The sequence below is a fragment of the Micromonospora terminaliae genome (genome assembly GCF_009671205.1).
GTDB lineage: Bacteria > Actinomycetota > Actinomycetes > Mycobacteriales > Micromonosporaceae > Micromonospora > Micromonospora terminaliae.
Map to the genome: position 1 here is coordinate 5,967,377 of NZ_CP045309.1, position 21,906 is coordinate 5,989,282.

Consider the following 21,906-nt stretch of genomic DNA (forward strand, 5'->3'; position numbering starts at 1 on the left):
GGCCCCAGCTCCCGTTCCACCACCGACCACGCATTTCCACCCTGCGCAGCCTAGTCGAACACACGTTCGACCGGCCGGTTGCCGGCATGTTGTTCAAAGTTTCTGTACGTCTTCAAGGCGGCCCTTGACGGGCCGCACGCGCCGCCGCCTGGGCGCGCGCCGGCTGCTGCCGCTGTCGCTCTGCGGCCGTCACGCCTGACGCCCGGCGGCTGGCGCGGAGAGCGGGAAAGCCCGGTGGGCCGCCGCAGAACGGCAGACCGTTGACGGGTGGTGGTGTGCCGGCAGCCGGCCAGGGCCGCGCGGCCACGAGCCCGCGCGGCGTGGGGGAGCGCGCCGGCCGCGTCGGCGAGCTGGCGGCGGTCGCGGGGTTGCGGCTACTGCGCCTCCGGCGGGGGCGCTCCGGCTCCAGGATGGCCGGGGCTCCGTCGCCGGATCACGGTCCGTGGGTGGTTACGGTAGGCCATCCCGCCTGCCCTCGACCCGGGGCAGGCCGAGCAGACCACCGCCCGACCCGCCAGCGTCCGAACTTGCGTCAAGGTCCGCTTGACGTGGCGGGCCGGGCGGCGGCCCGCTCCCCAGGAGGGCGGGTCGACGGCAGACGGGATGGCAACCCAGTGGGTTACTCCGCTGACTTGAGACGTCAGGCATGTTTGATGCCCTCAGCGAGCCGGGGCAACCTGCTCCCCCGAAACGCGACGGGAAAGTAGAGCGCTATAAGCGATATCGTTTAGACGTGTAGAGTGGTCTACAGAACCTGTAGGCCTGTCTACAGGGACTAAGGGGTGGAGAGCGCCGCTGGCAGCGACGCCCTCCGAACGAGGTGTTACAGCTTGCGCGAGTTGCAGCTCGTAGCAAGCCACAGAACCAGCAGGAGGAGCCCGGCCGTGAGGCTGGGCTCTTCACTGCTGACCAGCGCCTGGAGGCCGGTCAGAGTCTCGCAGATCAGAGCCGCCTCTACGAGAAAGGCAGTCTTGCGCTGGTCCTGTTCCTCGGGTGGTTGTTCCATAGCGACCCTTTCAGTCGGGGTACCTCTCCACGGGTGCCCGTAGAGGGCGCGCCACCGTACGGGCCGCCGAGGTACCGCCGAATGATCGGGCGATGGAACTACACCGCTGCACAGACTACTCGATCAGCGGTGCATTTCTGAACGTGCCGGCCGAGATCGCAGCCTCAGGACTCCAAGATGGAGCTCGGCGGGGCGACGACCCGGGGAACGACGAACCGGCGCAAGGCGGTGTGCGGGGCATACCGGGGCCAAGACACGGTGAAACGTCGTCAAGCAGTGGGCGGCGATGGCGGCACGAGACGCCATGTGAGCAGGCATGCACCATCCTGCTGGTAGCCGGGCAGCGACTCCTAGTTCCGCTTCAACTACCCGACGCTGGGCTCTGCCGGCAGGAGGCAGCCGGCAGAGCTGACATCCACAGGAAGATCGGGATGGAAAACTCGTCCCGTTCCTACTGTCTTGCCTTCCTGGTTGCCTTGGCCCGTGGCGTCTTAGCCGATTGCAGCGGTGCCGCCAATTCTGAGTACCGCTGGAAGAGCACTGCAAGGCGCTCGCTATCGGTAGGTCGACGGAGGCCAAAGAGTCGATCGACAAGCCGGTCTAGCGTGTCGTGGACCTGCACCAAGTCTGGCGGCATCAGCGTTGGCGAGTACAGGGTTCCGAGCGGAATGCTCCTGTAATGGGAGCGGGCATCAAGCACTTCTTGCGCGGCTGCGGCCACCTTACTTTCCGCTGCCGGCGTCTTCGGGGGGAAGGGAAACGAGTTGTATGAGAGATCGGGTGAGAGGCGAATATCTGACTTGAGGCGACCAGACACCGTCCAGGCCCAGGTCATGAACATCGCGGATTGCAGTATTCCAAAAAGGTAGAGGTCTGCTCCATCAATCGTGAGGGTTGAGTCGTGGGCGATCTCGGTCGGTTCATAGAAGGCCATGGGAATGTATCGGCGATTTTCCGATGAATGCCGAGGAACGCATAGCCACATCGACGAGGGCTGTCGGATGGCCAAGAAGAGGGAGGGTGTTGCAGCCCGCGCCTGGGCCGAGGGAGTCGGACTATCGAGGCGTGCCTGTCTGACTACCTGCATTCGTTCCCGGAGCGTCGGCGAAGAGGCAATGTCCCGGGGGTCTGCTCCGGCAAGCCAAAAGCACCACCGCTCCTCGCCCTGGAGCATTCCCTTCGATCCGATCAGCCGCCGAAGGTACTTCGCTGCCGTAGGATCTTTTTCGAGGATGACCTCTCGCTGCTCGGGCAGCACAATCAGGCCGCCGCCGTCCTGCGGGCGATTTCCTTCCGTGAGCTTAGGAACGTTAGCGAGTGGAGTGGTGTGCTTCGAAATCGCTACAACATCCGAGTCCGCAAGATAGATGTTGATGTTCTTTGCGGCTGAGACCTTCGGCTCCGCAGCGGAGTTGGGGTACTCGAAGATAAACTTCTGCCTCCCGCTGCTGTCCTGTGAAAAGCCGACGACAACCACATGAACTGCCGCCCTGCCTCGCGCCTCGCTTGTCCACTTGAAAGTCCTGTGGGCAAAGTCGATGGTATAGCCAGATGCGGTGAGCAGCGGGCCTAGCGCTCTCGCTTGTTCCCCCTGAGTAATGGAGTTCGTGGAGACGAAGGCAGCCCGGATTGGCGTACCCCGCATATATTCGATGGCCTTCGCGTACCAGCAGGCGACATAGTCGAGCCTTCCGGTTCGGGCTGCGCCAGGAAGGCCGGAGAAGGCGAGGCGGTTGTCCTCCTGCTGTTCACGGCTGAGCCTCGCCATACCGACGAAGGGCGGGTTGCCGAGGATGTAGCTGCACTTTTCGGCCGGCAAGACGTCCTTCCAGTCCATCCGAATCGCATTACCGATATGTATATGTGCCTCGGCTTGAAGTGGGATGCGTGCGAAGTACTGGCCGAATCGCTTTGACAGTTCCATGTTCGCCAGATGGTCGACCAGGTATATCGCCGTCTCGGCGATGCGTGCGGGAAATTCCTCAATCTCGATAGCGTAGAACTGATCGACGTTGACGCGAGACAGGCCGCTGATGTTCTGGATGTCCAGGTGTTGTTGGCCAGACCCGGTCAGCGCTTCGATGCTGGTAAGAATATCCAGCTCTAGGCGTCGCAGTTCCCGGTAAGCGATGATGAGGAAGTTGCCGGAGCCGGCGGCCGGGTCGAAAATGGTCAGTTGAGCAAGTCGGTCGTGTAGTGCCCGCAGGCGCCTAAGGCTGGTTTTGGACCGCTCGAATTCGGCGCGTAGATCGTCGAGGAATAGGGCGGATACGATCTTGAGGATGTTTTGCTCAGTAGTGTAGTGGGCGCCGAGGGCGCGTCTGGCATCCAAGTCCATTACCGACTGGAAGAGTGAGCCGAAGATGGCGGGGCTTACCACCGACCAGTCGAACGCCATGCATTGCAGGACCTTCTCTCGGAGTTCTTTGTCGAAGTCCGGAATTTCGATCCGCTCTCTAAAGAGGCCGCCATTTACGTAGGGAAAACGAGTCAGCATTGCGTCGAGGTTCCGGGAACGCTGACCCTCGGGTGTGTCCAAGACTCGGAACAATCGTTCCAGCAGGGGTCCCGTATCGGATCCATCCTCTGCCGTCCGCGTTTCGACAAAGTCCGTTAGCAGGCCCTTTTCCCACACGCCCGTATCGTCCGCGAAGAAGAGAAACATCATGCGGACTAGGAACACCTTTAGGTCGTGGCCTGAATATCCAGAGTCGGCGAGGGCGTCGTAGACGCCGCCCATCATCTCGGCCGCCTTTATGTTGACGGCATCCTCAGGCTTAAATGTTCGCGTCTCATATCCTGCGAGGTAGGCGAACTGGCCGATGTGTGCGGGCAGCTCATCCAAGGCGAACTCGGTGGTGACGTCCTTCTCCAGGTCCAACACCCGAAAGTTCGCGAAGTCGCTAGTTATGACAAGCCGCGGTTGCTCGGCGTTCGATAGCGAATCGAGATAGTCAAGGGCCTGCTCCTCCGCCTCTGCTAGAGACCGGCCCGCTGACTTGTGCTCGACGGCGATTTGACCTTCCCAGAATGCATCGATCCTGCCACGGCCGCGCGTTGACTGCCGCGTCGCCTTTCGCTCGAACTGCACCACCCGCCGCCGGTCGAGGCCAAAGATGGCGAACCACTCGTTCCAGAAGGTCTGAGCCTCAGCATTCTCCCGGGTCTCGCCGCGCCAGCGCGCGGCGAACTGGACGGCCCTGTCGCGGATCTCGTTGTACGACAGCGGCTTCGCGGTGGACATCTTCGGCCCCTCCTAGCTCTGAGGAGGATCACCGTATCGGTCGCGACTCAGCTTGTGCAGTCACGGGAGGGCTGAGTTCAAGCGCTGATGAGTCAGATCTCAGGAGCCGGCCCCTGGGCGTCTTGGAGACAGGTAGGCGCTGAACGTCCCGTGCTCGGGGCACATGCCGACCCCCTTCCAGTCCTGCCTCGTTGGCTGCTCACTATGTGCCGAGCGGACGCCGGAGTCGAGCATGATGTCCTCAACGGGAGCTGGCACTCGACACGTCGGACAGTGGATATCTTGATACTGGTCGGCGAGCGTCACGTCGTGCAGTCCTTCCGTGAACCATGCGCTGATCATCTACCGTACTGCCGGGTCGCTGAGGTGCGATGGCACCACGCACAACTGCGTGTCGCCAGGATGTTTGGCGTAGGCCAACACCTCTACACGCTGATTGAGGAAGTTGAGGTCACCGCTCTCGCCGAGGTGTCAGGTTGCGAGGCAGCAAGAAGGCAGCGCGAGCCCTGATTCGGGCCGGGCCGGAACATCAACGGACGAGGCTCGGCACCTGCTCGTCGACGCGGGTCGTCACCAGCTGGCAACAGCCAGCAACTTGAGACCGCATCCCCCCGACGGGGGTCGTCCCTTTCCGGGGGTGACGAGGGCGGCCAGGCGGCTGTCGAGGTCGTCGATCTCGGCCTGAAGGGCGAGCCAGCGCCGGGCGAGGCTGCGCAGCGCGACCTTGGTGGCTCTCGCGGATCAGACCGTTGAGTCGGCGGTCAGCGAGGCCAGGATGCGCAGCTTCTCCGCGCTCTCGGTGCCCTGGTCAGGGTAGTAGAGCACCAGGATCACCTCGCCGGCCGGCAGCTTGTCCCGGTTCAGCCGCAGTGTGCCGACCACCGGATGGTTCACGGTGATCGAGCCGCCCTCCAGTTCGCTGACGTCGTGGCGGGCCCAGAGCCGCCGGAAGCGCTCGCTGGCCAGGGAGAGCTCGCCGACCAGTTCGACGATGCGGGCGTCGTCGGTCTCGTCGCCGATGGACTTGCGGAAGGCGGCGACGAACCCGGCGGTGGACGCCTCCCAGTCCTGGTGGAACGCCCGCTCCTCGGGGTCGAGCAGCAGCGAGCGCAGTCGGTTCTCGCCCGGTCGCAGGCGCGGGGACAGCGCGACGGCCAGCGGGTTCGAGGCCAGCACGTCGAACGAACGACCCTCGATGAAGGCCGGCACGTCTATTGCGGCCAGCAGGTGGTGCAGCCTGGCCGGGACGCGTTCCGGTGGGCGGCGGCGCGGGCGGGCGCGTGGCCGGGCGGTGCTGAGGCCAAGCAGGTATTCGCGTTCGACGTCGTCCAGCTCGAGCACCCGGGCCAGCGCCTCGAGGACCTGCGACGACGGGTTCTTGTCGCGGCCCCGCTCCAGCCGCAGGTAGTAGTCGGGGCTGATGCCGGCCAGCAGCGCCACCTCCTCGCGGCGCAGGCCCTTGACCCGGCGGTTGGCGCCGGCCGGGATGCCCGCCCGTTCTGGCGTGATCAGCTCGCGCCGGGCCCGCAGGTACGCCCCGAGCCGATTGGTCGCGTCGTCACTGCTCACGAAAATCACGATAGCCCGAGGCCAGGGGCCGGAGGGGGCCCTGGCGCACCCCCGGATCAGCGGAGCCTGCCCAGCCGTGGCGACCCGGCTGGAGCATGGGTCGCATGGACATCACGAATCGCAAGGTCTTCATCGTCGGCGGCACCTCCGGCATCGGGCTGGGCCTGGCCCGCCGTTTCGCCGCCGCCGGCAGCACGGTCATCGTCGGCGGGCGCCGGAAGGACCCGGTCGACGGCCTCGCTACCGTCGAGGTCGATGTCACCGACCCCGAGTCGGTGCTGCGGGCCCGCGACCGGGTGCTGGCCGACCACCCGGACCTGGACGTCGTCGTCACGATGTCCGGCGTCATGCTCACCGAGGATCTCCGCGACCCGACGCACTTCGCCAGCGCCGAGACCACGATTGCGACGAATGTACTCGGTACCATCCGGGTGATCGACGCGTTCACCCCACACCTCATCGAGCGTGGCGTCGGCACGATCATCACGGTCAGCTCGGGCATCGCCTTCCTGCCGTTCCCGATCGCGCCGACGTACGGCGCGTCCAAGGCGGCCGTGCACGCCTACTCGGAGGCCCTCCGTGCTCAGCTCGTCGGCACTGGCGTCGAGGTGGCCGAACTGGTGCCGCCGGCCGTGGCCAGCCATCCCGACATCGCGAGCAGGAACCCGCACGCCCTGAACCTCAACGACTACCTCGACGAGGTGATGGGCCTGCTGTCCGAGCAGCCCACCCCGCACGAGATCCTGGTAAAGGGCGTGCTGATGCATCGCTGGGCCGAGCGCGACGGCACCTACGCCGAGTTGGTCGCCCAGCGCTCGAAGGCCTTGGCGGGCCTCCCCGGCCGCTGATAGGGCGGCTCAGGATCCGGCGGCCAGCGCGAAGCCGACGAAGATGACGGCGGCGACGGGCACCGCCACAGCGAACCCGAGTGCCCGCTGCCGATTCGATCGACCGACCAGCAGGACGGCCAGCACACCGAGCGCCACGTCGATCGCCACGTTCCAGGCCGCGCCCTCCCGACCGACGAACCGTGCCGCCTCCTCGAAGAAGACGGCGGCGGGCAACGCGGTCCCGACGGTCTGTCGCGGGCCCGCCCGGCGCGCCCAGGTGCCGCCGATGCCGAAGACCACCCCGGCGAGCACGCCGAAGGCCATCCAGAGCAGCGACGTCGGCGCCCACACCACGGCCAGGTCGTCGCCCTGGAGCAGGGTCGCCGTGAGGTAGTAGCTCGGCACCGCGACGACGAGCAGGGCGGCGGCGCCGAGCGCCGCGCGCACCGGGCCCGACCGGACCCACCAGCCGAAGGCGAAGGCGGCGACGGCCCAGGTGGCCGTGGAGTTGCCGAGTTCGGCGAAGGGGTACGGCACCCACTTGATCCACACGAAGTCGAGGGAGCCGAGCAGGAGGCCACCCGTCACGGCGGCGAGCGCCACCGTTCGATGATCGATCCGCACGGCGGGCAGCATACTCAGTATGCTCAGCGGCCGATTTCGCCGGGCCGCGAACACCTCGGCCGCCAGCGGCGAAGTAGGGGTGAGCCCTCGGCGTGCAGGAGGGGACCCGGGACCAGAAGGAGAATTCATGGGTGTGGTGACACGAGACGTGTGCACCGACGCCGAGGAGACCGACGCCGAGATCATCAGCCGGATGCACGGGGATCCGGCGGTGTTCGACGCGATCTTCGACCGCTACTACCCGGCGATCCACGGCTACGCCAGCCGACGACTGGGCCGCGACCTGGCCGACGACGTGGCGGCGGAGACGTTCCTGGTGGCGTTCGACCACTGGCGCCGGTACGACACCACGCAACACAGCGCCCGGCCGTGGCTGTTCGGCATCGCGTCGAACCTCATCGCCGGGCACCGGCGTGCCGAGGCGCGGCAGTACCGGGCGCTCGCCCGGGCGGAGCACGTCGACCGGGACGGCAACGACGGGCCGGCCGACCGGATCGCCGTACGCCTGGACGCGCAGGCCGTGCGCGCACGGCTCGCGGCGGCGCTGGCGGAGATCTCACCATCCGACCGGGAGGTGGTGCTGCTGGTCGCCTGGGCGGACCTGACGTGCGAAGAGGTCTCCCGGGCGCTGGAGATTCCCGCCGGCACCGCCCGGTCCCGGTTGCACCGGGCGCGCAAGAGGTTACGGGCGGCGCTGGGTGGCGCCGATCCGACGGCAACGGGAGAGGAATCCGAGTGATTGACGACATCACCGCCCTGCGTGACAGCTGGAGCGAGGCCGAGCCGCCCGCACCCGAGGCTCGCGACCGGGCGCGGGCGGCGCTGCTGGCCCGGATCGCCGAAGGCGAGGCCACCGTGCCGAGCCCGCCCCGCCGGCGCCTGCCGGGGTGGGCCCGGCGTACCGGATTCGCCGCTGTCGGGGCCGCCGCACTGGTCGCCGGGGTGGTCGCCGTCGGTGGCCTCGGCCCGGCGGTCCCACCGGCACGGCCGGCGCCGTACGTGGCGAGCGGGCCGGTCGCGCAGACCTTCGAACTGGCCGCCGTGCACGCCGAGACCGAACCGTTCACCCCACCGCGCCCCGACCAGTGGACCTACGTCGAGCTGAGGATGGTCCGCGGCAAGATCGCCGAGGACAAGGGCCAGGCCACCCGCGAGACCACGCGGTCCTGGCAGCGGGCCGACGGGCGGCAGGCTGCCGAGATGATCGACGGCAAGCTCGAAGTCATGCCGGAGAGCGCGGATCTGCCGCAGGTCATGCCGCCGCAGGACTACCCGACGCTGGCCGGGCTGCCCACCGATCCGCGGGCACTGCTCGACTGGCTGCGGACCCGGAGTCAGTCCGGGAAGGACGGCGACGCCGTCTCGTACCTGCTGATCGAGTCGATGCTGCGGGACAACGTGCTGCCGCCCGGCGTGAAGGCGACCCTGCTGCGGGCCCTAGCCCTGATTCCCGGCGTCACCCGGTCCGACGGGCCGGTCGACTTCGACGGCCGCCCGGCGATCGCCATGGGGATGGTGCAGGACGGTTGGCGGCAGGAGGACATCCTGCTCGACCCGGCGACCCACGAGTTCCTCGGCAGCCGGACCGTCGTGGTCGAGGACCACACGACACCCGAGGGGGTCGCCCTGAAGAAGGGCGACGTCGAGGTCGAGCTGATCCGGGTCGCCGGCAGGGTCGTGGACGCGCCGGGCCGGACCGGCTGACCGTACGCCCGGTGGTCCCCGGCTCGGGCGGACGGCCGGATCATGGTGGGTCCGGCCGTCCGGTCGCCATAGCAGATCCCTTCCAGCGGCGGGGGTTGTCCACAACCGTCCTCGCCGTCCACAGGGGAGGCGGTGGCGGGCGGTTGCCCGCCGGGTCCGGCGGCAGGCTGCTCCGCGGCACGTCCGAGTCCGACCGCTGGAGGCCGCCATGCCGCCCCGTACCCCGCTGCCGCCCTTCCGCCGGCTACCCCTGCTCGTCACCGCCGACGGCGACCTCCTCGATGAGCTGCTGCGGCTCGCCGCGGCGGGCGGCACCGAGGTCGAGCTGGCCGCCGACCCCGCCGCGGCCCGGGCCCGCTGGACGCCGGCGCCGCTGGTGCTGGTCGGCGCCGACCAGGCACAGGCCTGCCTGCGGGCCCGTCTGCCGCGCCGGCCCCGCACGGTGCTGGTGGGTCGCTCCGGCGAGCTCGATCCGGGTACGCAGGTCGCCGAGCTGATCGGCGCCGAGCACGTGGCCACCCTGCCCGCCGCCGAGCCGTGGCTGGTCGACCGGTTCGCCGAGTGCGTGGGCGAGCCGTCCGGAACCGGGCCGGCCCGCGTCGTGGCGGTGCTCGGCGGGCGGGGCGGCGCCGGTGCCAGCGTGCTGGCCGGGGGCCTCGCCGTCACCGCGGCCCGGGCCCGGCTGCGCACCCTCCTGGTCGACGCCGACCCGCTCGGCGGCGGCCTCGACCTCGTGCTCGGCTGGGAGCAGCTCGAAGGATTGCGCTGGCCCGGCCTCGCCGGCACCGACGGCCGCGTGGACCCACCCTCGCTGGTCCGGGCCCTGCCCAGCCGTGGCGACCTGGTCGTGCTCTCCTGGGACCGGGGCGCCCTGCGTCACCTGCCAGCCGAGGCGATGGCCGCCACCGTCGACGCCGCCCGCCGGGGTCGCGACGTGGTCGTGCTCGACCTGCCCCGGCACCTCGACGACGCGGCCGTGGTGGCCCTCCAGGCGGCCGACCGGGCGCTGGTCGTCGTGCCGGCGGAGCTGCGGGCCACCGCCGCCGCGGCCCGGGTCGTCGCCGTGGCCGCCCCGCACTGTGCCGACCTCGGGGTGATCGTGCGGGGCCCCGCCCCGGGCCGGCTCAAGGCCGGCGAGGTGGCCCGCGCGCTCGGGTTGCCGCTCGCCGGCACGCTCCGGCCCGAGCCGGGGCTCGGCCGGGGGCTGGAACGGGGCGAGGCACCGGCCGCGACCGGGAAGGGCCCGCTCGCCGTGCTCTGCCAGCGGCTCCTCGACGAGCTGACCGACGTGCCCGCCGCGGGTGCGGCGTGAGCGGCCCGGCCGACTCCGGTGACCTGGCGGCCCGCGTCCGGCACCGGTTCGCCGCCGACGCCACGCCGGTCACGCCCGCGGCCATCGTCTCCGCCGTACGCGCCGAGCCCGACGCCGCCGTGCTCGGGGACACCGCCCTGCTGCGGATCGCCGACCGGGTCCACCATGATCTCGTCGGCGCCGGCCCGCTCGCGCCGCTGCTGGCCGACCCGCAGGTCACCGACGTGCTCGTGAACGGCACCCGGGTCTGGGTCGACCGGGGGCGAGGGCTGCACCAGGTGGCCGTGCCGCTCGGCACCGTCGACGACGTACGCCGGCTGGCCCAGCGCCTCATCGCCGCCGCCGGGCGCCGGCTGGACGACGCCTCCCCGTACGCCGACGCCCGCCTGCCCGACGGCACCCGGCTGCACGCCGTGCTGCCACCGGTCGCGACCGACGGTCCCTACCTGTCGCTCCGCACCTTCCGCCAACGGCCGTTCACCCTCGAGGAACTGGTGCGGCAGGGCACCGTGCCCCGGCCGGTCGCACCGCTGCTCGCCGCCGTGGTGGCCGCCCGCCTGGCCTACCTGGTGACGGGCGGCACCGGCTCCGGCAAGACCACTCTGCTCAACACGCTGCTCGGGCTCGTGCCGGCGACCGAGCGGATCGTGCTGGTGGAGGACGCGGCCGAGCTGCGGCCCGTGCACCCGCACGTGATCGGCCTCCAGGCGCGTACGTCCAACGTGGAGGGTGCCGGGGCGGTCGGCCTGAGCGATCTGGTCCGCCAGGCGCTGCGGATGCGGCCGGACCGGCTGGTGGTGGGCGAGTGCCGGGGCGCCGAGGTGGTCGACCTGCTCGCCGCGTTGAACACCGGCCACGACGGTGGAGCCGGCACGCTGCACGCCAACGCGCCGACGGACGTGCCGGCCCGGCTGGAGGCGCTCGGGATGCTCGGCGGCCTGCCCCGGGCCGCCCTGCACGCCCAGGTCGTCGCCGCGCTCCAGGTCCTCCTCCAGGTCCGGCGGACCACCGAGGGCCGGGTGCTGGAGTCGGTCGGCCTGCTCCTCCCCGAGGGGCCCGAGCGGGTCGTCACCGTGGTCCCCGCCTGGGTACGCGGGCGCGGCCTCGGCCTCGCCGCCCGGGCGCTCGGCGCCCTGCTCCGCGAGCGGGGCGTGAGCTTGCCGCCGATCCTCAGTGCTCCCTGGCCCGGCGCGGCGGACCCGTCGTGACCGGCCAGGTGTGGCTGGCCGCCGTGCTCCTGGCCGGCGCGGCGGCGGCGGTCGCCTGGCCGGTACGCGCCGCCCGGGCCCGGCGGCACGCCGTCCTCGACCTGGGGAGACTCCCCGGTCCGGGCGCCGCGCCGCGGCACGCGCCCCACGGTTCGGGGCCCGGACCGGGGGCGCGGAGGACCCACCCGCGCTTCCTGCGCCGGTCCGCGCCGCTGCTGGGACCTCCCGCCGACCGTCCCCCTCCGGGCCGCCCGCCGGGGCGGCGGGACCCGACCCGACCGGCATCCGGGCTGATCCTCACTGGCGAGCTCCCGTCCAGGCGGGCCGCGCCCCTGCTGCCCACCGATCGCGCGTCCCGGGCCGGGTTGGCCGTCCCGCCCGTCGCCGTCGATCGCACACCGAGGGCCCGGTTGGCCGTCGCTCCCGCGTCCACCGATCGCACGGCCGGGGCAGCGTCGGCCACCGCTCAGGTACGCGCCGACCGCGCCCTCCGGGACCGCTTGGCCGCCGGGCTCCGGTCCTGGCGATCGGGTGCCGCCTCGGCGGGGTCCGACGCCTCCCTCAGCACGCTCATTCGTGCACAGCTCTCCGGGCGACCCGCCTTGGCGGCGGCGGCCGTGGTCGGCGCCGGGGCCGGAGCCGTGCTCGGTGGCGCGGTGGCCGCGCTGGTGCTGGGGGCGTACGGCACGCTCGCGGCCCGGGCGGTGCTGCGCCGGCGGGCCCACCGGGCCGCCGACCTGGCCCACCGGCGCGACCTGGACCAGCTCGGCGCGCTCGCCGCCGATCTCCGGGCCGGGCTCCCGGCGGGCAGCGCGCTCGCCGCCGACCTGCGCGCCGGACCCCCGGCCGGTGGCGCTCTCGGCTCTGAGGCGCGGGCGGCGCTGTCGGCGGGAAGCGCCCTCGCCGCCGATGTCCCGGTCGGAGGCGGGATCGGCGACGACCCTCGGCGTGTCGCCCGGTTGGCGCGGGCCGCCGTGCGGCTGGCCGACCGCACCGGGGCACCCCTGGCCGACCTGCTCGAACGGGTCGAGGCCGACGCCCGGGCGGCGGACCGGGGTCTGGCCTCGGCAGCCGCGCAGGCGGCCGGCGCCGGGGCGACGGCCTGGCTGCTCGCCGCGCTACCGCTCGGCGGGATCGGGCTGGGCTACGCCATCGGCGTCGATCCCGTGGCGGTGCTCCTGCACACCCCGGTCGGCGGCGGCAGCGCCGTCGCGGCCGTCGCGTTGCAGATCGGCGGGCTGCTCTGGGCGGAGCGGCTCGGTGCCACCCCCGGTCGGGCCGCCTGATGGCGCGGCAGGTGGTGGCCGCGGCCTGCCTGGGGGCGGCGGCGTTGCTTCTGGTCGCCTCCGGCTCCGCAGTCCGTCCGGCGCGGCGGCTGCGCCTCCTGGCGCTCACCCGCCGGGCGGAGCGGCCCGGCCGGCCCGGCGCTGGCGGCGAGTCCGACACGTCGGGCAACCGGAGCCGCCCGTCCTGGTGGCCGGACCGGATCCGGCTCGGCGCCGGCCTGGCCGGCGTCGCGGCACTGGTCGTGGTGGGCGGCTGGCCGGGGCTGCTCGCCGGGGCGCTGGCCGGGACGGTCGCCGACCGCCTGCTGCGCCGGATCGAGCCGCGGGCCGTCCGCGACCGCCGGCTCCGCGAGACCGCCGACCTGCCTCTCGCCGCCGACCTGCTGGCCGCCGCGCTCCGGGCCGGCGCACCGGTGGACCGTTCGGTCCTGGCGGTGGCCGAGGCGCTCGGCGGACCGCTCGCCGACCGGCTCGGCCGGGTGGGGCGGACGTTGGAACTCGGCGGCACGGCGGCGGAGGCGTGGGACCACCTGCGACCCGTGGCCGGGGCGGAGCGACTGGTGGCCGGCGCGGTCCGTTCGTCGCGCAGCGGGGCCGCGCTGGCCGGCGCGCTCACCCGGCTCGCCGACGACCTGCGCTCCGACCGCTCGACCGCGGCCGAGGCCGCCGCCCGCCGGGCCGGCGTGCTCATCGTGCTGCCGCTCGGGCTCTGTTTCCTGCCCGCCTTCATTCTCGCCGGTCTGGTGCCGGTGATCGTCGCCGTCCTCGGCGACGTGCTGTGAACCCCGAGGAAAGGGAGTACGACATGCGCAAACTCCTCACCCGCCTGCGCGGCGACGCCGGGATGAACACGGCCGAGTACGCCGTCGGCACCCTCGCCGCGGTCGCCTTCGCCGGGATCCTGCTGAAGGTGCTCACCTCCGGCAACGTGCAGTCCGCGCTCACCGCCGTCATCGACCGGGCCTTGAAGTGACCCGTCGCCGGTGGGCCGGCCGCCGGTCCGGTTCCGCTCCGAGCAATGCCGGCCGTGGGTCCGGTCCGCACCCGGGTTCCCCTTCGAGCGGGCCTGGCCGTCGATCCGGTCCCGACCCGGGTTGCCCGTCCGCCGCTGGTCCCGGGCATCCGCGGCGGACCGGCGGAGCGCGGCCCTGGAGTGCCCGGGAGCGGGGATCGTTCACGGCCGAACTGGCGGCCGGCCTGCCGGCGCTGATGCTTCTCCTCTTCGCCGGTCTCACGGCGGTCGACGCCGTCACCACGCGGGCCGGCTGCCTCGACGCGGCCCGGGAGGCGGCGCTCGCCACGGCCCGCGGCGAACCCGGGTCGGTGGCCGGCTCCCGGTACGCCCCGGCCGGCGCGGACATCGCGGTGACCGTGGTGGGCGACCGCGTCACCGTGACCGTGCGGGCGCCGGTCCGGAGCTTCGGCGCCCGCCTGCCCCGGCTCACCGTGTCGGGCACCGCGGTGGCCGCCGTCGAACCCGGCGCCCCGGGACCACACCCGTGACCGCGCTCGACGGGCTCCACCCGGCCCGTCGCCCCGCCGACCGGTGCGCCGAGCTGCACGTGCTGCCGAAGGTTGGCTGGCGCTGGGCTACGAGAAGGGCCGGCGGGTGGCGACACCAGGGTGCGGACCGGGGCGGGGCGACTGTGTGCCTGCTCGCGGTGGGGCTGGTGCTCGTGCTGGTCGGGCTCCTCGGCGCCGGCCTCGGCGCAGCCCGGTGCGCGCGTCACCAGGCCCGGAACGCTGCCGACTTCGCGGCTCTCGCCGGTGCCGCCCGGGCACTCGAGGGCGCCGAGGCCGCGTGTGGACGGGCCGCGGACCTGGCGACGGCCAACGGCGGCCGGCTGACGGCCTGCCGGCTCGACGGTCTCGACATCGTCGTGACCACGGAGGTGGCGGTCACCCCGCTGCCCGGGCTTGCCCGCGCGGCGGCCGCGACCTCGCGGGCCGGCCCGACCCGAGGCTGACGAACGCGGGCGGCGCGGGGAGATGCGTGCCGCTCGGACGACTCGCGGCCGGTATCGGGAAGACCCCCGACACCGGCCGCGTGGACATCTGCCGCCGAACGCCCGCGTCAGCGTGCCTGGAGGGCGTCCAGGCCGACCGCCATGGCGATCACCAGTCGGCGGTCGATCTGCGGGTGGTGGATGTCGACGACGTACCGGTCGCGGAGGCCCCACTTCTTGTCGACCGAGAACACCGGCTGGCCGTTCGCCACGAAGTCGAAGTGGTACGGCAGCCACGAGAGCGAGTCCACGAAGCGGCGCAGCAGGGCCACCGGCAGGCTGCGCTCCTGCCCGGTGATCTGCGGCAGGCCGGCCTGCTCGACGTGCCAGGTGGAGCGCAGCAGCGACTGGGCGAAGTCCTTGCGGAACAGGCCGATGGGGGTGCCGGCGTGGTCGGTCACGTCGTACGTGGCGCCGAGGTCGAGGCGCTGCCGGGCCTTGAAGCCGAGCAGGGGGTACTGCTTCGAGTCGTCGGTGTAGATGGTCACCTGCTCCTTGAACGCGAGCCGCTTCTGCTGCGCGAACGCGAGCAGCCCACCCTCCGAGCCGTCCGGCGCCGCCGAGTGGACCTCGTACTGGTTGACCATCATCCGGATCCGCTGCCGGACGATGAACCGCTGCTGGGCCTGCAAGCTGTCGAGCTGCATCTCGTCTCCTTGAAGAGGTGAACGCCGGAGTCTCGCACAACCCCACCGTCACCGTCCGCCCGCGCCCTGGCCCGATCCGGACGCTGATCCGGGCGCCGCCGGCCGGTCAGCCCATCAACGTCCGTCGACGGTCGCCTTCATGGCCCAGGCGTTGAGCACCTGGTGGATGCCCCGCAGGCGCTCGTTGATCTGTTCCAGGCGCTCCGCCTGGGCGAGGCTGGCCAGCGCCGTACCCAGCGCGATCTGCTGGTCGGGGGTGAGGTTCTCCTGGTCGATCGTGTAGAGCAGGTCGACGGTCTCGGCGATCGTGTCGGCCACGGCGGTACCTCCGGCGCGAGGGATCTCAAGGACATGGAAGCGCTCCCATGCGTCAATGCCCCGAGGTCGCCCCATTCATGCGCCCGTCCCACCTACCAGGAGGTCACTCCGCGGCGCGACCCTCCTGCCGGGGCAGCACCGCCCCGCGCCCGCCCTCGGCCGCCGCCAGGTTGGCGAGGACCACGTCGAGGACCTTGACCGCGTCCGGCTTGGACAGCGGGTTGTTGCCGTTGCCGCACTTCGGGGACTGCACGCAGGACGGGCACCCCGACTCGCACCCGCACTCGGCGATCGCGTCCCGCGTGGCACGCAGCCAGGCGGCGGCCGTCCCGTACGCGCGCTCGGCGAAACCCGCCCCGCCCGGGTGGCCGTCGTAGACGAAGACGGTGGGCGCCTCGGTGTCCGGGTGCAGGGCGGTGGAGAGCCCGCCGATGTCCCACCGGTCGCAGGTCGCCATCAGCGGCAGCAGGCCGATGGCGGCGTGCTCGGCGGCGTGCAGCGCACCCGGGATGTCCGCCGCCTCGACGCCGGCGACGGCCAGCGACTCCGGCGAGAGCGTGAACCAGACGGCGACGGTGCGCAGCTCGCGCGCCGGCAGGTCGAGCGGCCGCGTGTCGATGACCTCGCCGGTGGCGATGCGCCGCCGCTGGTACGACACCACCTGGCTGGTCACGTCCACCTCGCCGAGGAAGAGGCCGACCGGCCCGGCGTCCACGTACGACCGGACGGACACCACGGACAGCGAGGTGACGTCCCGGGCGTGGGTGGACCAGTCCGGCTCCTCGGCGTGCACCAGCGCGCACCCGTCGGCCAGGTCGAGCGAGTCGACCACGTACGAGACGCCCTGGTGCAGGTAGACCGCGCCGGTGTGCAGCAGGAAGTGTGACGAGCCGCCGTCGACGGTGCCGAGCAGCCGGCCGGTGGACTCCTCCACCACGCAGACCGGCGCACCGCCCTCGCCGCGCAGGTCGACCTCGGGGCGTTCCCGGTGCCGCCAGTACCAGCCGGTCGGCCGCTGCCGCAGCGCCCCCGCCTCGACCAGCGAGTCGACCGCCTCCTTGGCACCCTCGCCGAAGAGTTCCAGGTCGGCCGGGGTGAGCGGCGCCTCGTGCGCGGCGCAGGCGAGCTGCGGCGCGAGCACGTAGGGGTTGGCCGGGTCGAGCACGGTCGCCTCGACGGGCCGTCCGAACAGCGCCTCGGGGTGGTGCACCAGGTAGGTGTCCAGCGGGTCGTCCCGGGCCACGAGCACCGCGAGCGCCTCGTCGCCGGAGCGGCCGGCCCGGCCGGCCTGCTGCCAGAGCGAGGCCCGGGTGCCCGGCCAGCCGCAGATCAGCACGGCGTCCAGCCCGACCAGGTCGACGCCGAGTTCCAGCGCGTTGGTCGAGGCGAGCCCGAGCAGGTCGCCGGTGAGCAGCGCGCGTTCCAGCTCCCGGCGCTCCTCACGCAGGTAGCCGGCCCGGTAGGCGGCCACCCGGTCACCCAGCCCGGGCACCGCCTCGTCGAGGGCACGCCGGGCGTTCGCGGCGACCACCTCGGCGCCGCGCCGGGACCGGACGAAGGCGAGCGTGCGTACCCCCTCGATGACGCTGTCGGCGAGCAGGTCGGCGGTCTCCCGCAGCGCCGAGCGGCGCACCTGGAGAAGGTCGGCCTCGGGCGACGGAACGTCGGAGGAGGGCAGCAGCGGCGGCTCCCACAGCGCGAAGGTCACCCCGCCGCGCGGCGAGGCGTCCTCGGTGACGGCGGCGACGGGCAGGCCGGTGAGCCGCCCGGCCGCCGTCGCCGGGTCGCCCGACGTGGCGGAGGCCAGCACGAACACGGGGGTACGCCCGTAGCGCGCGCACTGCCGGCGCAGCCGCCGCAGCACGTGCGCCACGTGCGAGCCGAACACGCCCCGGTAGGTGTGGCACTCGTCGACCACCACGTACGCGAGCCGGCGCAGGAAGCCCGACCAGTGCGCGTGCCCGGGCAGGATGCCGTGGTGCAGCATGTCGGGGTTGGTCAGCACGAACCGGGAGTGCCGGCGGATCCACTCGCGCTCGGTGCGCGGGGTGTCCCCGTCGTAGGTGGCGGGGCGTACCCCCTCCAGCTCGAGACCGGCGACGGCGCGGAGCTGGTCGGCGGCGAGCGCCTTGGTCGGGGCCAGGTAGAGCACCGTGGCGCGCGGGTCGGCGAGCAGGGTGCCCAGCGCCGGCAGCTGGTACGCCAGCGACTTGCCGGACGCCGTGCCGGTGGCCACCACGACGTGCTTCCCCGCGTACGCCAGCTCGGCGGCCTCGGCCTGGTGCCGCCACGGGGCGGCCACCCCGCGCCGCGCGAACGCCGCCCGCAGCTCGCCGGGCGCCCAGTCCGGCCACGGCGCCGGCTCCCCGGCCCGGGCCGGCACCCGCTCGACGTGGGTGACCGGGTCGGTGGCGTGCCGCAGGCGCAGCCGGCGCAGCAACTCTCCCGGCGCGCGGCCGGGACCGCTGCCGGCTGACGACAGCTCCGGGGCGTCGCGCGGCGCCAACCGCGCCGAGCTGGAGCCGTCGGTAGTCACGTCCTGCACTCTCGCACTGGTGTTCGGAATTGGAAACCGCGGGGCGGGGGTATGGGGAAGCCTTCGCCGGTGACCCCGAGAGGGTCGCGCGGGGGGATGGTTAGATGCCCAGGAGAGCTTACCGAGGAGGGACCGATGGAGCTGTCGCTGGCGACCCGCACCGTGGGGGAGCACACGGTGCTCGAGGTCGGCGGTGAGGTGGACGTCTACACCGCGCCGCGCCTGCGGGAACGGCTCCTGGAGCTGATCGACGGGGGTGCCCGCCGGGTCGTGGTGGACCTGGGCCGGGTGGACTTCCTCGACTCGACCGGTCTCGGTGTGTTGGTGGGTGCGCTCAAGCGGCTCCGCTCGGCCGGCGGTTCCTTCGCGCTGGTCTGCGACAAGGAGCCGTTGCTCAAGATCTTCCGGATCACCGCGCTGGACCAGGTGTTCCCGTTGCACCCCACGGTCGACGCGGCGATCGACGCCGACGCGACCGGCGCCGGCGCGTGATGGCGACCGTCAAGCTGTCGTTCTCCCCGGCGCCGGTGCACGTCCGCACCGCCCGCCTGGTCGGCGTCGCGGTGGCCCGCCGGGCCGGGGTACGCGAGGACCTGCTCGACGAGGTGCGCCTGGCCATCGGCGAGGCGTGCACCCGGGCGGTCGCGCTGCACCGGCAGTACGGGCTGCACGACCCGGTCTACGTGGAGATGTCCGACAGCGGGGCGTACACGGTGCGGGTGGTGGACCGTGCCCCCATCGAGGCGAGCATCGGGCTGGCCGCGCTGCCTCCGGACGAGCTGGCCAAGGAGTCGCTCAGCGAGGACGCGCTGACCACCGGGGTGGGCTTCGCCCTGCTCGCGGGCTTCGTCGAGGACCTCCAGGTCCGCCCGGTCGACGAGGGCGTCGGCACCGAGGTCCGGATGGGGTGGCCGGTCGGCCGCGCCTGACCCTGTTCCACCGCAGGCCGCGTTCCCCCCGGGGAGCGCGGCCTCGTCGTGTTGACCGCTCCATATATCAGATTTCCTCGCATAACACAGCGACGAAGATCATCGGGACAGGGTGCCCCCTCGGTGTGACCTCCAACACGTCGGAGGGCTACAGTACGCGGGTTGTCAGCAAGTGATCTGTCCCGCAGCCAGCGGGAACGGTCCGCCGGAGTGGGTTGGCGCGCTGGCGAGTCCGCATCCAGGCGTCGGTCCGTGCGTCTCCACGGGCCAGCGCGAGTTGTTCGGTACAGGAGGACATAGATGTCCGGGACCTTGGCCGCCGACGGCGGCGCACTGTCCCTTACCGGAGCCAACGTGACGTACGTCGTCATCGCCGCGGTCATCGCGCTGGTGGCGCTCGTCTTCGCGGCCGCCTTGACCAAGGCGGTGCTGGCAGCCGGTACGGGAACCACCAACATGCAGGAGATTTCCGGGGCGGTGCAGGAGGGCGCGTCCGCGTACCTGCTGCGGCAGTTCCGCACCCTGGCGATCTTCGTGGTGATCGCCGTCGTGCTGCTGTTCCTGCTGCCGGTGCACGACACCGACGGCAGCGAGATCCTCGTGAAGATCGGCCGGTCGGCGTTCTTCGTGGTGGGCGCGCTGTTCAGCGCGTTCATCGGCGGCGCCGGCATGTGGCTGGCCACCCGCGCCAACCTGCGGGTCGCCGCGGCCGCCCGGGAGCGCGAAGGCGGGCGCGAGGGCGCCATGAAGATCGCCTTCCGCACCGGTGGCGTGGTCGGCTTCCTCACCGTGGGCCTCGGCCTGTTCGGTGCGGCGCTGGTCGTGCTGATCTTCCGGGGCGACGCCCCGACCGTGCTGGAGGGCTTCGGCTTCGGCGCCGCGCTGCTCGCCATGTTCATGCGGGTCGGCGGCGGCATCTTCACCAAGGCCGCCGACGTCGGCGCAGACCTGGTGGGCAAGGTCGAGCAGGGCATCCCGGAGGACGACCCGCGCAACGCCGCCACCATCGCCGACAACGTGGGCGACAACGTCGGCGACTGCGCCGGCATGGCCGCGGACCTCTTCGAGTCGTACGCGGTCACCCTGGTCGCCGCGCTGATCCTCGGCCGCGCCGCGTTCGGCGAGACCGGCCTGGTCTTCCCGCTGATCATCTCCACCATCGGTGTGCTCGTCGCGATCGTCGGCGTCTTCATCACCCGGCTGCGCGCCTCGGACCGCAACGGCCTGACCGCGATCAACCGGGCCTTCTACCTCTCCGCGGTGATCGCCGCGGTGCTGGTGGCGATCGCCGCGTTCGCCTACCTGCCGGCGACCTTCGGCGAGCTGGAGGGCGGCCTCACCGACGTCGACCGCAACCCGCGTCTCGTGGCCATCGGCGCCGTCGTCATCGGCATCGTGCTGGCCGCCGCCATCCAGGCGCTCACCGGCTACTTCACCGAGACCAACCGGCGCCCGGTGCAGGACATCGGCAAGAGCTCGCAGACCGGCGCGGCCACCGTCATCCTCGCCGGCATCAGCGTCGGCCTGGAGTCGGCGGTCTACTCGGCGCTGCTCATCGGCGCGGGCGTCTTCGGCGCGTTCCTGCTCGGCGGCAGCTCGATCACCCTGTCGCTGTTCGCGGTGGCGCTGGCCGGCACCGGCCTGCTCACCACCGTCGGCGTCATCGTCGCCATGGACACCTTCGGCCCGATCTCGGACAACGCCCAGGGTGTGGCCGAGATGTCCGGCGACATCGACGAGCACGGCGCGCGGACGCTGACCGAGCTGGACGCCGTCGGCAACACCACCAAGGCGATCACCAAGGGCATCGCGATCGCCACGGCCGTGCTGGCCGCGACCGCGCTGTTCGGCTCGTACACCGACACGCTGCGCTCCTCGTACGAGGACGCGGGCGTGGGCGACGTCGGCGCCGAGATCCTCAACTCGCTGAACGTGGCCAACCCGCGCAACCTGGTCGGCCTCATCATCGGTGCGGCGGTGGTCTTCCTCTTCTCCGGCCTGGCCATCAACGCGGTCTCCCGCTCGGCCGGCGCCGTGGTCATGGAGGTACGCCGGCAGTTCCGTGAGCTGCCCGGCATCATGGACCGCACCCAGCGCCCCGAGTACGGCAAGGTCGTCGACATCTGCACCCGGGACGCGCAGCGCGAGCTGATGACCCCCGGCCTGCTGGCCATCCTGGCCCCGATCGCGGTCGGCTTCGGCCTCGGCCCGGGCGCGCTGGCCTCGTACCTGGCCGGCGCGATCGGCGCGGGCACCCTCATGGCGGTCTTCCTGGCCAACTCGGGTGGCGCCTGGGACAACGGCAAGAAGCTGGTCGAGGACGGCGCCTACGGCGGCAAGGGCTCCGAGTCGCACGCCGCGACCGTCATCGGCGACACCGTCGGTGACCCGTTCAAGGACACCGCCGGCCCGGCGATCAACCCGCTGATCAAGGTGATGAACCTGGTCTCGCTGCTGATCGCCCCGGCCGTGGTGGCCTGGAGCGTGGGCGACGACCGCAACACCCCGCTGCGGATCGCGGTTGCCGTGGTGGCCGCCCTGGTCATCGTGGCGGCGGTGGTGTTCAGCAAGCGCAAGGGTGTGGCGATGGCGGACTCGGACCGCGACGCCGGCACCCCGGACCAGCACCCGGAGACGGTCAACGCCTGACCCGGGCGACGCGACGGTTCCCGGTCGGCCTCGGCCGG

18 protein-coding genes and 1 pseudogene are annotated in these 21,906 nt (G+C 72.1%); 13 read left to right on the forward strand and 6 right to left on the reverse strand.

Annotated features, from left to right (window positions below):
• Positions 1–1,457: 1,457 nt before the first annotated feature.
• Both GCE86_RS27630 and GCE86_RS27635 read right to left on the reverse strand, forming a co-directional pair.
• The gene (locus GCE86_RS27630) at positions 1,458–4,250 is read right to left on the reverse strand and encodes a class I SAM-dependent DNA methyltransferase (protein WP_154229612.1); all 2,793 of its coding nucleotides are present in this window, start codon (positions 4,248–4,250) and stop codon (positions 1,458–1,460) included.
• Positions 4,251–4,991: 741 nt separating this feature from the next.
• The gene (locus GCE86_RS27635; protein ID WP_154229613.1) at positions 4,992–5,819 is read right to left on the reverse strand and encodes a helix-turn-helix transcriptional regulator; all 828 of its coding nucleotides are present in this window, start codon (positions 5,817–5,819) and stop codon (positions 4,992–4,994) included.
• A 104-nt stretch (positions 5,820–5,923) separates the two neighbouring features.
• Here GCE86_RS27635 and GCE86_RS27640 point away from each other — a divergent pair, with 104 nt between their 5' ends.
• Positions 5,924–6,667, forward strand: a complete 744-nt coding sequence (locus GCE86_RS27640; RefSeq protein ID WP_154229614.1) for an SDR family oxidoreductase — start codon at positions 5,924–5,926, stop codon at positions 6,665–6,667.
• 9 nt (positions 6,668–6,676) lie between these two features.
• Here the strand turns inward: GCE86_RS27640 and GCE86_RS27645 are convergent, their stop codons facing one another.
• Positions 6,677–7,273: a DUF6518 family protein gene (locus tag GCE86_RS27645; RefSeq protein WP_154229615.1), complete on the reverse strand. Its 597-nt coding sequence runs from the start codon at positions 7,271–7,273 to the stop codon at positions 6,677–6,679.
• A gap of 127 nt (positions 7,274–7,400) precedes the next feature.
• On the opposite strand from GCE86_RS27645, the gene GCE86_RS27650 reads away from it, so the two are divergent.
• From GCE86_RS27650 to GCE86_RS27690, 9 genes and pseudogenes are all read left to right on the forward strand, one after another.
• The gene (locus tag GCE86_RS27650) at positions 7,401–8,012 is read left to right on the forward strand and encodes an RNA polymerase sigma factor (RefSeq protein WP_154229616.1); all 612 of its coding nucleotides are present in this window, start codon (positions 7,401–7,403) and stop codon (positions 8,010–8,012) included.
• Entirely contained in the window at positions 8,009–8,977 is a 969-nt protein-coding gene (locus GCE86_RS27655) for a CU044_5270 family protein (RefSeq protein WP_154229617.1), read from the forward strand. Before GCE86_RS27650 ends, GCE86_RS27655 begins: the two co-directional genes overlap by 4 nt.
• A 208-nt stretch (positions 8,978–9,185) precedes the next feature.
• Positions 9,186–10,289, forward strand: coding sequence for a septum site-determining protein Ssd (gene ssd, locus GCE86_RS27660; RefSeq protein ID WP_154229618.1), 1,104 nt, complete (start codon positions 9,186–9,188; stop codon positions 10,287–10,289).
• Complete coding sequence (locus GCE86_RS27665; protein WP_154229619.1) at positions 10,286–11,497, forward strand: TadA family conjugal transfer-associated ATPase; 1,212 nt, start codon at positions 10,286–10,288, stop codon at positions 11,495–11,497. The genes ssd and GCE86_RS27665 overlap by 4 nt, the downstream gene beginning before the upstream one ends.
• Positions 11,498–12,090: 593 nt before the next feature.
• Positions 12,091–12,783 (forward strand): annotated as a pseudogene (locus GCE86_RS27670) (type II secretion system F family protein); the annotation flags it as partial.
• Positions 12,783–13,565 carry a type II secretion system F family protein gene (locus GCE86_RS27675; RefSeq protein WP_154229621.1) on the forward strand — a complete coding sequence of 261 codons (783 nt, stop codon included), beginning with the start codon at positions 12,783–12,785 and terminating at the stop codon, positions 13,563–13,565. The pseudogene GCE86_RS27670 and the gene GCE86_RS27675, both read left to right, overlap by 1 nt.
• 23 nt (positions 13,566–13,588) lie before the next feature.
• Positions 13,589–13,756 (forward strand): DUF4244 domain-containing protein, encoded by a 168-nt coding sequence (locus GCE86_RS27680; RefSeq protein ID WP_013283643.1) that lies wholly within the window; start codon positions 13,589–13,591, stop codon positions 13,754–13,756.
• 212 nt (positions 13,757–13,968) lie between these two features.
• Positions 13,969–14,286, forward strand: coding sequence for a TadE family type IV pilus minor pilin (locus GCE86_RS27685; protein ID WP_154230704.1), 318 nt, complete (start codon positions 13,969–13,971; stop codon positions 14,284–14,286).
• Positions 14,283–14,750 carry an Rv3654c family TadE-like protein gene (locus GCE86_RS27690; protein ID WP_420846446.1) on the forward strand — a complete coding sequence of 156 codons (468 nt, stop codon included), beginning with the start codon at positions 14,283–14,285 and terminating at the stop codon, positions 14,748–14,750. The genes GCE86_RS27685 and GCE86_RS27690 overlap by 4 nt, the downstream gene beginning before the upstream one ends.
• A gap of 107 nt (positions 14,751–14,857) precedes the next feature.
• Here GCE86_RS27690 and GCE86_RS27695 read toward each other — a convergent pair whose 3' ends face one another.
• From GCE86_RS27695 to GCE86_RS27705, 3 genes are all read right to left on the reverse strand, one after another.
• Complete coding sequence (locus GCE86_RS27695; RefSeq protein WP_154229622.1) at positions 14,858–15,436, reverse strand: LURP-one-related family protein; 579 nt, start codon at positions 15,434–15,436, stop codon at positions 14,858–14,860.
• Positions 15,437–15,550: 114 nt separating this feature from the next.
• Positions 15,551–15,754, reverse strand: coding sequence for a hypothetical protein (locus tag GCE86_RS27700; protein WP_154229623.1), 204 nt, complete (start codon positions 15,752–15,754; stop codon positions 15,551–15,553).
• 103 nt (positions 15,755–15,857) lie between these two features.
• Positions 15,858–18,260 carry a DEAD/DEAH box helicase gene (locus GCE86_RS27705; protein WP_204341795.1) on the reverse strand — a complete coding sequence of 801 codons (2,403 nt, stop codon included), beginning with the start codon at positions 18,258–18,260 and terminating at the stop codon, positions 15,858–15,860.
• 165 nt (positions 18,261–18,425) lie between these two features.
• Between GCE86_RS27705 and GCE86_RS27710 the strand changes: the two genes are divergently transcribed.
• The 3 genes from GCE86_RS27710 (at position 18,426) to GCE86_RS27720 (ending at position 21,868) form a co-directional block, all read left to right on the forward strand.
• Complete coding sequence (locus GCE86_RS27710; protein WP_091261160.1) at positions 18,426–18,782, forward strand: STAS domain-containing protein; 357 nt, start codon at positions 18,426–18,428, stop codon at positions 18,780–18,782.
• Complete coding sequence (locus GCE86_RS27715) at positions 18,782–19,219, forward strand: ATP-binding protein (protein WP_154229625.1); 438 nt, start codon at positions 18,782–18,784, stop codon at positions 19,217–19,219. The genes GCE86_RS27710 and GCE86_RS27715 overlap by 1 nt, the downstream gene beginning before the upstream one ends.
• A 300-nt stretch (positions 19,220–19,519) precedes the next feature.
• Positions 19,520–21,868: a sodium-translocating pyrophosphatase gene (locus GCE86_RS27720; protein WP_154229626.1), complete on the forward strand. Its 2,349-nt coding sequence runs from the start codon at positions 19,520–19,522 to the stop codon at positions 21,866–21,868.
• Positions 21,869–21,906 lie beyond the last annotated feature (38 nt).